The organism is Burkholderia sp. Ac-20379, assembly GCF_017104645.1.
Taxonomy (GTDB): domain Bacteria; phylum Pseudomonadota; class Gammaproteobacteria; order Burkholderiales; family Burkholderiaceae; genus Burkholderia.
The window spans coordinates 1-14,155 of sequence record NZ_JAAGPF010000194.1 but is presented as its reverse complement, the minus strand read 5'-3'; the positions used below and the strand labels follow the sequence as shown (position 1 = coordinate 14,155).

The following is a 14,155-nucleotide window of genomic DNA, read 5'->3' as shown; positions in this document are numbered from 1 at the left end:
CAAACTGCATCGATCGAGTCCTTCACCAGTTCAAGGATGCTGCCAACAATCCGGCGCTTTCCTTGTCCTGCCTTGCTTCCCCTCCCGTTCTGCGTTTCCGTCATCGCGAGAGAGGCCGAATTCTAAGCACCGAACCCGCTTCGTGCAAGCGTTTTCGCAAAGAAAATGCATGAAGGGCGCCGCTCGCGCGGCGCCCTTCATGCCAAGCCGTTGATCTCAAAAGAATAATGCGATTCCGCTCGCTCGAAAAAACTTAACGCGCCGGCTCGACCGCCGCGCGCGCCGCAATTTCCATGAAGTAATCGAGCGGTTTCGTCGCGCCGCCGGCCACCTTCGCCGCGTCGTCCCAGCGGCGCAGACGGATCGCGCCGGCCGCATGCGGGCGCTGCAGGAACGCCTGCGCATCCTCATTACTATAGATACCGCCCTGCAGCGCGAGGCTGCGCACCGAATCGGCCGACAGCGCCTCGGCGTAACCCGGCTCGATCGCGCAAAGGCAGCGCTTCGCATCGACGTGCAGCCGGATCGGCTCCAGCACCGCGTCGGGAAACACGCCACGCAGGAACGGCAGCGCATAGTACTGATGCAGATCGTCGATGCCGCGCGCGGTGGGCGTCTCGCCCTGCTCGTTCAGCAGGTGCCCGAGATCGTGCAGCAGCGCCGCCGTGATCAGCGCGTCGCCGGCGCTCTCGTCGTCGGCCAGTTGCGCGCTCTGCAACGCGTGCTCGAGCTGCGTGACCGGCTCGCCGCTGTAGGCGGTGCCGCCGCGGCGCTCGAACAGCGTGCGGATGTCGTCCAGCGTCAATGCCACGTCCCTGCTCCTTCCTTGTTGCCGAGATTGCGCGCGCGCACCGCATGCTCGAACGCGAACCCCGCGCCGCGTGCGGCATGGTTGAGCGCCAGGTCGAACGCATCGAAATTGCGCCAGCGGCGGCTCGGATCGATCGACGCCATGCGCCGGTTGAACAGCAGCGGCACCCGCTGCTCGCCGAAGCCGCCGTGCGAGCGCAGCGGCATCGTCAGCGCGGACAAATCGTGTTCGCGCTCGCGGCGGCCAAGCACGACGTCGTCGCGCGCCACCACCACCACGTCGCCGATGCGGTCGGCCGGCAGTTCGAGATACGGCACGGCATCGTCGCGGCGCAAGGCCAGCGCCACGCCGTCGAGCGCACGCAGCCGCGCGACCGCCTCGTCCGCATCCAGGCCCGCGCCCAGATGGATCGTCGCGAACGAGCCGAGCGCGCCGTGATGCGCCACATGCGGATCGGCGATCGGCAGCACCACGCGCGTGCCCGGAAAGCCGAACGCCGCATCGAGCGCGTCCTGCAGATACACGACGTTGGTCTTGCCGGTGCGCGGGTCGTGCTTCGCGCTCATGCCGTGATCGGCGGTCAGGCCGACCACCCAGCCAAGCGCGTCGAGCTGCGCCAGATGCCGGTCGATCGTCGCGTAGAACGCGTTCGCCTCGGGCGAGCCGGGCGCCCACTTGCGCTGCACGTAGTCGTGCGTCGCGAGATACATCAGGTCGACCCGGCGCGTCTTCGCGAGGCGCACGCCGGCGCTCAGCACGAATTCGGACAGCGCCGGGCTATAGATATAAGGAGACGGCAAGCCGACCAGATCGAGCGCGTCGGCAATGCCGTTCTCGGACAGCGAAGCCTGCGCGGCCTTCTCGGCCGAAAAGCAGATGCCCTTGAGCCGCGCCCCGAGCAGGCGGCGCAGCTTGTCCTTGGCCGTCACCACGGCCACGCGCGCGCCGGCTTCGGCCGCCGCGGCGAAGATCGTGCCGGCGCGCAGATCGTCGGCGCGGTGCAGCGCGAGATCGGCGCCCGCGCCGCCCTGCGCCGCCGGGTCATGAAACGTATTGCCGCAGATGCCGTGCACGGCGGGCGGCACGCCGCAGGCGATCGACACCTGGCTCGCGTGCGTCAGCGCGGGCACGATGCCGTCGGCGTCGAACGCCGCGCCGTCGCGCAGCATGCGGGCGGCGAACGGCACGACGCCGGCCGCGAGCGCCGCGTCCAGATACGCGGGCGCGCCCCCGCCGATGCAGACGATGGCCGTGGGCGTGACGGGCAACCGGTAGCGACGGCCGTTGACGTCGATCGTGTCCTGATCCGGTTTCAGCATGATTCCTCCACCTTCATCGTTGTCCGTTCGCGCAACCGGCCACGCGTCACGCCGGCCGGCGCAGCCGCGGCACGCGGGCCGCGATCAGCATCAGCGCCGCCAGCGACGCCACCAGCATCAACAGCGCCAGCGCCGACGCCGGCAGGTAATAGCCCCGCTCGACCTGCCCGATCACGACGATCGGCACCGTCGCGAAACCCGGCGGATAGACGGTCATGGTCGCGCCCAGCTCGCCGAGCGACAGCGCGAAACCGAGCGCGAGGCTCGCGCGCAGCGCCGGCACGAGTTGCGGCAGCAGCACGCGGCGCAGCACCATCGACGGCGGCGCACCGAGGCTCGCGGCCGCTTCGCGCAACACGGTCAGCTCGGGCCGCAGCGCTGCTGCAGCGCAGCGATAGCAGAACGGCAGGATCAGCGCGAGCTGCACGAGCACCACGATGGCGGCCGAACTCGACAGGTCCACCGGCTTTTGATGATAGGCGATCAACACGGCCAATCCGAGCACGACGCTCGGCACGCCGTTCGGCAGCATCACGATCGCGTCGAGCAGCGCCCCGAGCCGCCCGCTCGCGCGCCCTTCGAGCGCCAGCGCGAGCCACAGCCCGAGCACCGTGCCGATCACGGCCACGCCGAAACCGATTTCGAGGCTGGTGGCGAGCGCGCCGAATTCCGGCTCGCCGAGCGCGGCGAACCAGCGCAGGCTGTAGCCGGCCGGCAAAATCGTGCCGGACCAGCGCGTGGCCACGCTCGACAGCCCCACCACGATCACCGGCAGCACGAACAGCCAGAAGCAGGCGAACGCGGCCAGGCCCAGCGCGACGCGCGACGCCTGCTTGAGCACGGCGTCCATCGCATTGGCGCGGCGCTGCGGCACCGGCGCGGGGGCAGGCGCGTCGCCGCCCAGACGATAGTCAACGGACATGCCGGCCTCCTCCCATCGCACGCCGGTTCATCCGGCGGTAAAGCGCATACAGCGACAGCGACAACGCCAGCATCACCACGGCGCCGGCCGCGGCGGTCGGCAGATCGAGATCGACCGACGCGCTGGTATAGATCGCCACCGGCAACGTGACGAGCCGCGCGCTGCCGAGCACCAGCAGGATCCCGAACTCGTTGAGCGTCAGCAGGAAGCACAGAATCGTGCCCGCCGCGATGCCGGGCCACGCGATCGGCAGGATCACGCGCCGCGCCAGCATCCAGCCGCTCGCGCCCAGGCTGCGCGCCGCCTCGACGAGCCGCAGGTCGAGCGTCGCGAACGAGGCCAGCGTGGGCCGCACCACGAACGGCGTGTAGAACACCGTCTGCGCGAGAATCACGCCGCCGATGCCGAACAGGAAATCGAGCGGCGGCGCATCGAGATGGAACAGCCGCTGCAGCGCGATGCTGACCGAGCCTTGCGAGCCGTACAGAAAGATCAGCGTGAACGCCACCAGGAACGACGGGAACGCCACGTACAGTTCGAGGAAGCGCGTCACGAGCGACGCCCCCGGAAACGGCCGGAAGAACAGCAGCGCCGCGAGCAGCACGCCGAGCACCGAGGCCGTGCCCGCGCTCACGCACAGCACCCACAGCGTGGTGCCGAGCACGTTGCGCGTGTCGGGATTGCCGAAGAACGTGCGATAGGCGGCCAGCGTGAAGCCGTGATCGCCCATCACGCTGAGCAGCAGCAGGCGCACGAGCGGATACAGCACGAGCGGGCCGAGCACCACGATCGCGAGCACCGCCAGATGCAGGTTGGCCTGCCAGCGGCGCCGCCGCGCCACTCGCGCATGGGCGGCGGCCGACGCATCGCGCTTCGCGGCCAGGCTCGGCTCGACGGTGCGCTCAGGGGTCAATAAGGACGACATCATCCGCCTCGCAATGCAGGGAAACGCGCGCGCCGCGCGCCGGCGTCATGCCGCGGCCGCGCTGCAGCGTGACGAGCACGGGCGTGTCGGGCACGGCGTCGAGCACCACCGACACCGACAGCTCCGAGCCATGCCATTCGACCGCGCCGATCGTGCCGTTCAGCCCGCCGCTGCCGGGCGGCTTCATCGTGAAGCGCTCGGGCCGCACGCAGGCCACCTGATCGCGGATCGTGTGCAGCGGATCGCCGATCGGATAGATCACGTTCGGCGGCAGCAGGTTCGCCGCGCCGAGGTAGCGCGCCACGAAGCCGTCGCGCGGGCGGTCGTAGAGCTGTTGCGGCGTGCCGATCTGCGCGATCTTGCCGTCGCGCATCAGCAGCGCGCGGTCGGACAGCACCAGCGCGTCGTCGCGGTCATGCGTGACGCAGACGATCGTCAGGTTCGGCAGGCGCTCGTGCAGCGCCTTCAGTTCGGTGCGCACAGAGGCGCGCAGGTTGGCGTCGAGCGCCGACAGCGGCTCGTCGAGCAGCAGCACGTCCGGCTCGATGACGAGCGCGCGCGCCAGCGCCACGCGCTGCTGCATGCCGCCCGACAGTTGCGCGGGCATTGCGTGCCCGGAATCGCCGAGCTGCACGAGCTTCAGCGCATCGGCCACGCGCCGCGCGATCTCGCCCGACGACAGCCGCCGCGCGCGCAACCCGAACGCGACGTTCTCGAATACGGACAAATGCGGAAACAGCGCGTAGTTCTGGAACAGCAGGCCGAGATTGCGCTTGTGCGGCGGCGCATGGGTCAGATCGCGGCCGGCCACGGTCAGCGTGCCGGTCAGGCCGTCGGCCTTCACGAACCCGGCGATGAACCGCAGCATCGTGGTCTTGCCGCAACCGCTGCGGCCGAGCACGGTCAGCAGTTCGCCGGCGCCGATCTGCAGCGAGAGGTCGTCGAGCACCGTGCGTGCGCCGTAGCGCACGCTCAGGTTCTCGATCTGCACGCCGCCCGGCGCAACGGCACGCGGCGCCGCGTGCGATTGCGCCGAACCGCGCGTGCCGGGATGGGTCAGGCTGGCGGTATTCACTGGCATCCTTCAGGCACCGGTCACTTCGGCTTGACGACTTCGGTTTCCTTGCCGGAGCTGCCGATCACGTCCTTCTTCCAGCGCTCGGTCCAGCCCGCCTTCTTGGCCATCACGGCGTTCCAGTCCACCGGGATCAGCTTGACGCCCGCGATCGCGCGCTTCACGGCTTCGCCGTTCTTGCCCGTCAGCGGCACGTCGGTGCGGCCCGGGATGCCGTACATGTCCGGCACCTTGGCCTGCACGTCGGTCGACATCAGGTAGTCGATCAGCTTCTTGCCGGCGTCGGCGTTCGGGCCGCCCTTGATCAGGCCGATCGCGTACGGCAGCTGGAACGTGGTCGGCGCGTCGCCGGCCTTGGCCGTCAGGAACACCGGCTTGACCGACAGGCCGCCGTGTTCGGCGTCGTCCAGATCCATCTGCAGATCGCCGTTGGCGACGCTGATTTCGTTGCGCGACAGCAGCACGTTCAGGTAGCCCGTGCCCTTGGTGTGGAACTTGGCGCTGCGCTCGAGCTTGGCCAGATAGTCGAACGCGGCGTCCTCGCCCATCAGCGTCGAGGTCAGGATGATCACGGCCATGCCGTCGCCGGCCGTGGCCGGGTTCGAGTAGGCCACCTTGCCGGCGTACTCGGGCGCGAGCAGATCGGCGAACGTCTTCGGCTGGTTCTTCACCACATCCGGATTGATCGCGAACGAGAAGTAGTTGTTGACGAAGGTCGCCCACGAACCGTCGGCCGCCTTGGCGATGGCCGGCACGTTCTTGTAATTGACGCTCGCGTAGTTCTGCAGCAGGCCGAGCTGGCCGGCTTGCTGGATGAACGGCGGCAGCGTGACCAGCACGTCGGCCTTCGGCGAGTTCTTCTCGACGTTGGCGCGGTTCACCACTTCGCCGCTGCCCGCCGTGACGATGTTCACCTTCACGCCTTCCTTCTTCTCGAAGGCCGGCAGCACGTCGCGATAGAGGTTCTCGAGGCCGTCGGCCGTATACAGCACCACCGCGCCGGCGGCATGCGCCGGCAGGGCAACGCCTTGCAGCAGGCCGGCCGCGCACGCCGCCAGCGCCAGCTTGCGCAACACCGTGCCGAAGGAATTCTGGACTGTCATCTCGCTTCTCCGTAGTGCGGATAGAGGGTCGTGCCGGGTTCGCCCGGCGCCCTGTCGTCTTGTGCGGGCCGCTTGCGGCCCGGCTCCACGCCGGCCGGAACGCGTTCGTTCCGGCAGCAGGCGAAGCATCACAGCGTTCGATGACAACTCCGTGACCGCGCCACTCAATTCCAACAATTGACACATTTTGCCACTACGATGCGTGTTGTCCGCTGCGCCGACCGTCGCGCGCCGCCCCGCTTTCATCGCTTTTCGTCCTATTCGTCCCATTCGTCCTAACCGCCCCGGAGGCAACGTGACGCCCGATACCGACCCGATTCTCCTGACGCCCGGCCCGCTGACCACCTCGCCCGCCACCCGCCGCGCGATGCTGCGCGACTGGGGCTCGTGGGACGCCGCGTTCAATCGTCTGACGCACGAGGTCTGCGCCGATCTGGTGCGCATCGCCGGCGGCGGCGACAGCCATGTCTGCGTCCCCCTGCAAGGCAGCGGCACGTTCGCGGTGGAAGCGGCGCTCGGCACGCTGGTGCCGCGCGACGGCGTGGTGCTGGTGCCGAACCACGGCGCGTATTGCGCGCGGATCGTGCGGATTCTCGGCCGGCTCGGCATCGAGACGGTGGAATTGCCGTTCGCCGAGCACGAGGCGGTCGACGCGGCAGCGCTCGACGCCCTGCTCGCGCGCACGCCGCGCATCACGCACGTCGCGCTCGTGCATCTGGAAACCAGTGCCGGCATTCTCAACCCGCTCGCGCAGATCGCCGCCGTGTGCCGGCGCCACGGCAAGCCGCTGATCGTCGATGCGATGAGTTCGTTCGGCTCGTTGCCGGTGGACGTGGCCGCGCACGGCATCGATGCGCTGGTGTCGGCCAGCGGCAAGTGCCTGGAGGGCGTGCCGGGAATGGGTTTCGTGATCGTCGAGCGCGCGCTGCTGGCGGCCAGCGCCGGGCGGTCGCCGTCGCTCGCGCTCGACCTGCACGACCAGCACGCCTATCTGGAACGCACCGGCCAGTGGCGCTTCACGCCGCCCACGCACGTGGTGGCCGCGCTGCACGCGGCGCTTGCGCAATACGCCGAGCAGGGCGGCCTGCCGGCGCGCGGCGCGCGCTACGCGGCGAACTGCGCGGCGCTGATCGACGGCATGACGGCGCTCGGCTTCGCGCCGTTCCTCGACGCGCGCGTGCAGGCGCCGGTGATCGTCACGTTCCACGCGCCGCGCGACCCCGCCTACGATTTCATGGCGTTCTACGAAGCCGTGCGCGAGGCGGGCTTCGTGCTGTATCCGGGCAAGCTGACCGAGGTGGACACGTTCCGCGTCGGCTGCATCGGCGCGATCGACGCCGGCGAGATCCGCCGCGCGGTGGCGGCGATCGGCGCGGCGCTGGCGCAGCTCGGCATCGCGGTGCGCTGAAGCCGCGGCGATTCGGGCCCGCGCATAAAAAAACCCGGCGCCGCTGTCGCGGGCCGGGCCAAGTCGTGCCGTGCGCGGAGAACGGTTACAGCACGATCCGCTTGATGTCGCCGACGATGAAGATGTACGACAGCGCGCCGATCAGCGCGATCACGCCGATGAAAACCAGCGCGCCGACGAACGAGCCCGTCGAGGCGACGATGAAACCCACCACCAGCGGCGTGATGATCCCCGCCAGGTTGGCCGCCAGGTTGAAGATGCCGCCGGTCACGCCGAGCAGGCCTTCCGGCGCGATGTCGGACACCAGCGTCCAGCCCAGCGCGGCCATGCCCTGCGCGAAGAACGCCACCGACATGATCGCGATCACGGCCTCGTTGCTCTGCACGTAATTGGCCAGCACGATGGTCGAGGCGAGCAGCAGGCCGGCGATGATCGGCAGCTTGCGCGCCACGTTGGCCGATTTGCCGCGGCGCAGCAGGTAATCGGAGAAAATGCCACCGAACATCACGCCCACCGACGCGGCGATGAACGGCATCACCGCGAAAAAGCCGATCTTGAGCCAGCCCATGTGGCGTTCCGTGGCGAGATAGGTCGGAAACCACGTCAGGAAGAACACCAGCGTCGAGTTGCCGGCGAACTGGCCGAGGCAGATGCCCGCGAGCTGGCGCTTCTTCAGCAGCTTGCCGGCCATCGCCCAGCTGAACTTGCTCTGGCCCGGCTTGCCGGCCTTCGCTTCGCCGTCGATCAGGCCGCCGCCTTCGGCGATGTAGGCCAGCTCCGCGGCGTTCGCGGCCGGGTGCTCGCGCGGCTCGCGATACAGCTTGAGCCACACCAGGCCGAACAGGATGCCCACCCCACCGACCACCCAGAACAGCGAGCGCCAGCCGAACGCGCCCATCAGCGCGAACAGCACCGGGCTCAGGAACGCCAGGCCGATGTATTCGCCGACCGTGTAGGTGCCGGTGGCCATCGCGCGTTCCTTCTGCGGGAACCACGTTGCGACCACGCGGCTATTGGTCGGGAAGCACGGCGCCTCGCTGAGGCCGAGGCCCAGGCGGCAGGCCAGCAGCGTGCCGACGCCGCCGATGAAACCCTGCAGCAGCGTGAACAGCGACCAGAACGTCATCGACAGGTAATAGGTGATCTTGCTGCCGAAGCGGTCGAGGAACAGGCCGCCCGGCACCTGCGCGAGCACGTAGGTCCAGGAGAACGACGAGAACATGATCCCCATCGCGGCGGCGCCGATCCCCAGTTCCTTGGTCAGGCTCGGCGCGGCGATGCCGAGCACGGTCCGGTCGAGATAGTTGATCATCGTGCCGAACGCGAGCAGCGCGAGAATCCGGTAGCGCGCCGACGAGCGGCGCTGGGCGCCCGCGGCCGCGCGGGACGCGGCCGTGGCGGTCGATTGGGTGGGTTGCTGCATCGAAGTCTCCTGGTTGTTGTCGTGGCCGCGCCGCATCAGCGTGCGACGAGCGATTCGAAGTGCGAGAACATGCGTTCGGCGTCCGGCTCGCGGCCGGTGAAGATTTCGAACGCGTCGACCGCCTGGTAGACGGCCATGCCGCCGCCCGGCAGCGTGCGGCAACCCATCTCGCGCGCGACCCGGATCAATTCCGTTTCGAGCGGGAAATAGACGATGTCGGCCACCCACGGCTTGCCGGCCAGCAGTTCGGCCGGCAGCGGCAGGCCCGGATGCTTGGCCATGCCGGTGGGCGTGGCGTGGATCAGGCCGGTGGCCTGCGCCATCGCGGCGTCGAGCGCGCCGCCTGCCGTGACGACGGCCTGCGGGAAGCGGGTTTGCAGTTCGCCCGCCAGCGATGCGGCGCGCGCGGCGTCCACGTCGAAGATCGTCAGCGCGCCGGCGCCGAGCATCAGCGCCGCGTGCGCGACGGCCGCCCCCGCGCCGCCCGCGCCGATCTGCACCACGCGCGCCAGCGACACGCCCTCGAGCCCGCGCCGGAACGAGCGCGCGAAACCGGACCAATCGGTGTTGTGGCCGCTGCGCTTGCCGTCGGCGAAGCGCACCGTGTTGACCGCGCCCAGCGCGCGCGCGTCGTCGGACAGCGTGTCGAGATGCTCGATCACGCGCTGCTTGCACGGATACGTGATGTTCAGCCCGTCGAAACCCATCCGCTCGGCCAGGTCGAGCAGCTTCGGCAGTTCGTCCACGCTCATCTGGAGCACGTCCAGATCGAGCCGCCGGTATACATAGTTGAATCCCTGCAGGCCGCCTTCGCGCTCGTGCATGGCCGGCGACAGCGAGCCGCCGATGCCCTGCCCGATCAGCCCGATCAGAAACGATGTCTTGTCCGTCTTGCCGCTCATTGCCCCGCTCCTTTCAAAATCGTCGCGAAGCGTTGCAGCGCGAACACATAACCTTCGGTACCCATCCCGCAAATCACGCCCAGCGCGACCGCGGACACATACGAGTGATGCCGGAACGCCTCGCGCCGGTGCACGTTCGAGATGTGCACCTCGATCACCGGCTTGTCGATGCCCGTCAGCGCATCGGCCAGCGCGACCGACGTGTGCGTGTAGGCGGCCGGGTTGATGACCACGCCGTCGATGCGCGTGCGCGCCTCGTGCAGCCAGTCGATCAGTTGATGTTCGGCGTTCGACTGGCGGAACTCGATCTCGAGGCCCAGCGATTCGGCCGCGTCGGCGCAGCGGCGCTCGACGTCGGCCAGCGTTTCGGCTCCGTAGATATGCGGCTGCCGGGTGCCCAGCAGGTTCAGGTTCGGCCCGTTGAGCACCAGGACCTTCGGCTTCGACATTGCACGTGACTCCGTAAAACCGGGGCGGATCGCTTGGCGCATCCGCCACCTACAATCTTTGAGGTGGCGCAAGTGTGCCTTCGGCGAACCGCGCTTGTCTTTCGGGGTTTATGCTTATTTGTACCATCTAGTTAGTTTGTATAATCCGCTTACTTGTCTCAATAAAATCGGATAGTTGCGCGATCTTCGAACGCGTTCTGGTTAACCTGTTCGTCCGTTGTTGCCACTTCCGAACTCTTTCTGCGGGAATTCGCTCATGAAGCGTTCGATCGCCACCGTGTCGCTCTCCGGCACGCTCGTCGAAAAACTCAATGCGATCGCGGCGGCCGGCTTCGACGGCGTCGAGATCTTCGAAAACGACCTGCTCTACTTCGACGGCTCGCCCGCCGACGTGCGCAAGATCGCCGCCGATCTGGGCCTGGAGATCGTGCTGTTCCAGCCGTTCCGTGATTTCGACGGCGTCAGCCCCGAGCAGCTCGCGCGCAACCTGGATCGCGTGCGCCGCAAGTTCGACCTGATGCACGCGCTCGGCACCGACCGCATCCTCGTCTGCAGCAACGTCTCGCCGAACACCATCGCGGACGACGCGCTGCTGACCGACCAGCTCGGCGCGCTGGCCGAGGCCGCGCGCGGCGCGGGCGTGATCGCCGCCTACGAGGCGCTGGCCTGGGGCCGCGTCGTCAAGACCTACCGCCACGCGTGGAAACTCGTCGACGCCGTCAACAGCCCGCACCTGGGCCTCGCGCTCGACAGCTTCCACACGCTTTCGCTCGACGACGATCCCGACGCGATCGCGCAGATCCCCGGCGACCGCATCGCGTTCGTGCAGATCGCCGACGCGCCGAAGCTGGCGATGGACGTGCTCGAGTGGAGCCGCCATTACCGCTCGTTCCCGGGCCAGGGCGATTTCGACCTCGCCCGCTTCACGGCGCGCGTGATCGAATCGGGCTTCGACGGCCCGCTGTCGCTCGAGATCTTCAACGACGGCTTCCGCGCCGCGCCCACCGCGATCACCGCGGCCGACGGCCTGCGCTCGCTGCTGCACCTCGAAGACATCACGCGCGTGCGGCTCGCCGCCGACGGCCACGCGCCGGCCGCCAGCCAGCCGCTGTTCGCGCCGCCCGCCGCGCCCGCGCACGTCGGCTTCAAGTTCATCGAATTCGCCGTGGATGCCGCGGCGGCCGCCAACGTGGCCGACTGGCTCGGCAAGCTGCGCTTCCGCCTGGCCGGCAAGCACCGCTCGAAGAACGTCATGCTCTATCAGCACGGCGCGGCCTCGATCGTGCTGAACGCCGAGCCCGATTCGTTCGCCGATGCGTTCTTCCAGCAGCACGGGCTGTCGCTGTGCGCGTCGGCGTTCCAGGTGGACGACGCCCGGCTCGCGTTCGAGCGCGCCGCCAGCTTCGGCTTCGCGCCGTTCTCGGGCAGCGTCGGCCCGAACGAGCGCGTGGTGCCGGGCGTGCAGGCGCCGGACGGCAGCCTCGACTATTTCGTCGACGAGGCGCCGGGCGCGCCCACGCTCTACGAATCGGATTTCGTGCTGACCGACGTGGACGGCCCGGTGGAAGTGGGCCCGCTGACGGGCATCGATCATGTCTGCCTGGCGCTGCCGGCCGATGCGCTCGACACCTGGGTGCTGTTCTTCCGCACCGCGTTCGGCTTCGAGGTGGAGAAAAGCTGGCTGGTGCCGGATCCGTACGGCCTGATGCGCAGCCGCGCGGTGCGCAGCCCGGACGGCAGCGTGCGGATCGCGCTCAACGCGTCGGTGGATCGCCACACGGCCGTGTTCGAATCGCTGAACCGCTATCACGGCTCGGGGCTCAATCACGTCGCGTTCCGCACCGACGACATCGTCAAGGCCGTGGCCGAGGCAGCCGAGGACGGCGTGAGCTTCCTGCGCATCCCCCGCAATTACTACGACGACCTCGCCGCGCGCTACGCGCTGCCGGACGCGTTCATCGAGGAATTGTGCCGGCACCACCTGCTGTACGACCGCGACGAGAACGGCGGCGAATTCCTGCACGCCTATACGGAGCTGGTCGACAACCGCTTCTCGTTCGAGATCGTGGAGCGGCGCGGCGGCTACGACGGTTATGGCGCGGCGAACACGGCGGTGCGGCTGGCCGCGCAGGCGCAGCGCAGGAAGTAAACGTTCTCGCGGGAACGGCAGGCGCGCCGCCGGCAACCGGCGGCCGCCGCCCGGCCGTTCCCCCGCGTCTTACGGTCGTAACGCAACGGCCCGCAGCATCCTTGCCCCCACCGCCGGCCGCCGTTTCAAACACGGCAAGGGCCGGCGCGTGCATCGCAGCGCACCATGCGCCGCCGGCCCTCGCGCCGCCGTTACAAGTGGTAACGGATCTCGTACCCGCCTTGTCCCTTCCCCGCCACGGTTTTAAGAATCGTTTAAGTCTCGGCCGTCACCATCCGCTACCAATTGATTTTCAAGATAATTAGGAGGTTGCAATGAGCGCCAACGATGCATTCGGCCGCCCGGCCAGCCCCCCGTCGCGCCCGAAAACCATGCTGCGCCGCCTGCTCAGCCACCACGAGATCGCCACGCTGCTCGTGCTGCTGCATGCGCCGATCGCCGCGAACGCGAAGCCCGAGCTGCCCGCGTTGCAGGAAGCCGGCCTGATCGAAACCGTCGGCAGCGACGCCGATTCGCCGCTGGTGCGCCTGACGGCCGACGGCACGGCCATCCTGAAGGGTCTCGGCTTCCGTTGATCGGGCCGGGGCTTCGGCCGGCGCGCCCGCGTCCGTGCCTGGCTTGCCCGCTTTTTTGCCGTTTTTCCGCAGTTTTCAAACTGTTCTTGCGCGGTTTCGCGCAATTTCCCCATCGACTCTCGTCTGCCTGACGGCTTGGCCCTGGCCCGCTCGCGCACGCGCGCGCCGAAACCGAGCGCGGGCTTGCCGTTTTCGGCGGATGCCGCCCGGCTAGACCGTTAGTTGCCTTTTACGATTGAGAAGAAGAAAGCGTTGCCCGCCGTTCAAGCCCCGCGTTCGGCCTGCAGCGTCATCCGGTATTCGGTCGGCGTCACGCCCACCGTCGCCTTGAACTGGCGCGAAAACGCGCTGTGATCGGTGTAGCCGCACAGCGCGGCGACATCGGTGACCTTCTCGTGCGTGACGAGCAGCGCCGTGGCCGCGTCGAGCCGCGTCTTCAGCAGCACCTGGCGCGGCGTCAGATGAAACACCTTGTGAAAATAGCGTTCGAGCTGCGCGACCGACATCCCGGCCATCTCGGCCAGATGCTTGAGGTTGAGCGGCTGGACGTAGTGTTCCTGGATGTACTGGACGACATCGGCGAGCCGGCTGTACGCCGGATGCGAACCCTCGTTCGCCTTCAGGTCGCGCGAAATGCCGGCCAGGCCGACCACCTGCCCCGCCGCGTCGCGCAGCGGCTCCTTGGTGGTCAGGCACCAGCCGGGCTGGCGGCCCGGATACAGGTGCAGCTCCAGTTGGTCGGTCAGCGGCTGGCCGACGTGGATCGTCGCCATGTCCTGTTCGAGATAGTTGCGGCCGAAGCGGCGCGGGAACACCTCCTCGGTGGTCTTGCCGTACAGATCGCGCTTTTCCTTGAAGCCGCAGCGCTGCGCGAGCGTGCGGTTCGCCAGCACGTAGCGGCCGGCCACGTCCTTCACGAAGAACGCCACGTCGGGCAGGCCGTCGAACACCGGTTCGAGCAGCGCGAAATGCGCGAGCATCGCGTCGAGCCCGCCGCCACCGGGCACGGCGGGCAGGCGGATCGCATCGGACAGTGGCGGCGGGGAAGCGGCGAGCGAAGTCATGTTTCCTGTGGCGCGAGGCGCGGAACGGGA

13 protein-coding genes are annotated in these 14,155 nt (G+C 68.5%); 3 read left to right on the top strand and 10 right to left on the bottom strand.

All coding sequences use genetic code 11. From position 1 onward, the window contains the following. Positions 1–253: 253 nt before the first annotated feature. Genes G3N92_RS21965 through phnS form a run of 6 tightly spaced genes read right to left on the bottom strand, consistent with a single transcriptional unit; the run spans position 254 to position 6,155 of the window. Positions 254–811: a phosphonate degradation HD-domain oxygenase gene (locus G3N92_RS21965; RefSeq protein ID WP_206129687.1), complete on the bottom strand. Its 558-nt coding sequence runs from the start codon at positions 809–811 to the stop codon at positions 254–256. Further along, complete coding sequence (gene phnA / locus G3N92_RS21960; protein ID WP_206129686.1) at positions 802–2,130, bottom strand: phosphonoacetate hydrolase; 1,329 nt, start codon at positions 2,128–2,130, stop codon at positions 802–804. Before phnA ends, G3N92_RS21965 begins: the two co-directional genes overlap by 10 nt. Positions 2,131–2,176: 46 nt before the next feature. Next, positions 2,177–3,052 (bottom strand): 2-aminoethylphosphonate ABC transport system, membrane component PhnV, encoded by an 876-nt coding sequence (phnV, locus tag G3N92_RS21955; RefSeq protein ID WP_206129685.1) that lies wholly within the window; start codon positions 3,050–3,052, stop codon positions 2,177–2,179. Continuing rightward, on the bottom strand, positions 3,042–3,977 hold the full coding sequence (phnU, locus tag G3N92_RS21950; RefSeq protein WP_206129684.1) for a 2-aminoethylphosphonate ABC transporter permease subunit: 936 nt from the start codon (positions 3,975–3,977) through the stop codon (positions 3,042–3,044). Before phnU ends, phnV begins: the two co-directional genes overlap by 11 nt. Continuing rightward, a complete protein-coding gene (phnT, locus tag G3N92_RS21945) occupies positions 3,955–5,052 on the bottom strand; it encodes a 2-aminoethylphosphonate ABC transport system ATP-binding subunit PhnT (protein WP_206129688.1) in 1,098 nt (365 codons plus the stop codon). Before phnT ends, phnU begins: the two co-directional genes overlap by 23 nt. Positions 5,053–5,072: 20 nt before the next feature. Then, complete coding sequence (gene phnS, locus G3N92_RS21940; RefSeq protein ID WP_206129683.1) at positions 5,073–6,155, bottom strand: 2-aminoethylphosphonate ABC transporter substrate-binding protein; 1,083 nt, start codon at positions 6,153–6,155, stop codon at positions 5,073–5,075. Positions 6,156–6,450: 295 nt separating this feature from the next. Here phnS and G3N92_RS21935 point away from each other — a divergent pair, with 295 nt between their 5' ends. Then, complete coding sequence (locus G3N92_RS21935; protein ID WP_206129682.1) at positions 6,451–7,563, top strand: 2-aminoethylphosphonate--pyruvate transaminase; 1,113 nt, start codon at positions 6,451–6,453, stop codon at positions 7,561–7,563. Between the two features lie 85 nt (positions 7,564–7,648). Here G3N92_RS21935 and G3N92_RS21930 read toward each other — a convergent pair whose 3' ends face one another. From G3N92_RS21930 to aroQ, 3 genes are read right to left on the bottom strand one after another with little or no spacing between them, the layout of a single operon-like run. After that, positions 7,649–8,986, bottom strand: a complete 1,338-nt coding sequence (locus G3N92_RS21930; protein ID WP_206129681.1) for an MFS transporter — start codon at positions 8,984–8,986, stop codon at positions 7,649–7,651. 35 nt (positions 8,987–9,021) lie between these two features. Beyond that, positions 9,022–9,888, bottom strand: a complete 867-nt coding sequence (locus G3N92_RS21925) for a shikimate dehydrogenase (protein ID WP_206129680.1) — start codon at positions 9,886–9,888, stop codon at positions 9,022–9,024. Then, positions 9,885–10,337: a type II 3-dehydroquinate dehydratase gene (gene aroQ / locus G3N92_RS21920; RefSeq protein WP_206129679.1), complete on the bottom strand. Its 453-nt coding sequence runs from the start codon at positions 10,335–10,337 to the stop codon at positions 9,885–9,887. Before aroQ ends, G3N92_RS21925 begins: the two co-directional genes overlap by 4 nt. A 256-nt stretch (positions 10,338–10,593) precedes the next feature. Here aroQ and G3N92_RS21915 point away from each other — a divergent pair, with 256 nt between their 5' ends. Continuing rightward, on the top strand, positions 10,594–12,486 hold the full coding sequence (locus G3N92_RS21915) for a sugar phosphate isomerase/epimerase and 4-hydroxyphenylpyruvate domain-containing protein (protein WP_206129678.1): 1,893 nt from the start codon (positions 10,594–10,596) through the stop codon (positions 12,484–12,486). A 314-nt stretch (positions 12,487–12,800) separates the two neighbouring features. Then, a complete protein-coding gene (locus G3N92_RS21910) occupies positions 12,801–13,061 on the top strand; it encodes a hypothetical protein (protein ID WP_206129677.1) in 261 nt (86 codons plus the stop codon). A gap of 263 nt (positions 13,062–13,324) precedes the next feature. On the opposite strand, the gene G3N92_RS21905 is transcribed toward G3N92_RS21910, so the two are convergent. Then, positions 13,325–14,125, bottom strand: a complete 801-nt coding sequence (locus G3N92_RS21905; RefSeq protein ID WP_206129676.1) for an AraC family transcriptional regulator — start codon at positions 14,123–14,125, stop codon at positions 13,325–13,327. Between the last annotated feature and the right edge of the window lie 30 nt (positions 14,126–14,155).

What these genes read in the sequence shown, in the direction of transcription:
- G3N92_RS21925 (WP_206129680.1), bottom strand. Translation starts at nt 9,888, where the DNA reads ATGAGCGGCAAGACGGACAAGACATCGTTTCTGATCGGGCTGATCGGG.
- G3N92_RS21930 (WP_206129681.1), bottom strand. Translation starts at nt 8,986, where the DNA reads ATGCAGCAACCCACCCAATCGACCGCCACGGCCGCGTCCCGCGCGGCC.
- phnS (WP_206129683.1), bottom strand. Translation starts at nt 6,155, where the DNA reads ATGACAGTCCAGAATTCCTTCGGCACGGTGTTGCGCAAGCTGGCGCTG.
- phnU (WP_206129684.1), bottom strand. Translation starts at nt 3,977, where the DNA reads ATGTCGTCCTTATTGACCCCTGAGCGCACCGTCGAGCCGAGCCTGGCC.
- aroQ (WP_206129679.1), bottom strand. Translation starts at nt 10,337, where the DNA reads ATGTCGAAGCCGAAGGTCCTGGTGCTCAACGGGCCGAACCTGAACCTG.
- phnA (WP_206129686.1), bottom strand. Translation starts at nt 2,130, where the DNA reads ATGCTGAAACCGGATCAGGACACGATCGACGTCAACGGCCGTCGCTAC.
- phnV (WP_206129685.1), bottom strand. Translation starts at nt 3,052, where the DNA reads ATGTCCGTTGACTATCGTCTGGGCGGCGACGCGCCTGCCCCCGCGCCG.
- G3N92_RS21905 (WP_206129676.1), bottom strand. Translation starts at nt 14,125, where the DNA reads ATGACTTCGCTCGCCGCTTCCCCGCCGCCACTGTCCGATGCGATCCGC.
- G3N92_RS21910 (WP_206129677.1), top strand. Translation starts at nt 12,801, where the DNA reads ATGAGCGCCAACGATGCATTCGGCCGCCCGGCCAGCCCCCCGTCGCGC.
- G3N92_RS21915 (WP_206129678.1), top strand. Translation starts at nt 10,594, where the DNA reads ATGAAGCGTTCGATCGCCACCGTGTCGCTCTCCGGCACGCTCGTCGAA.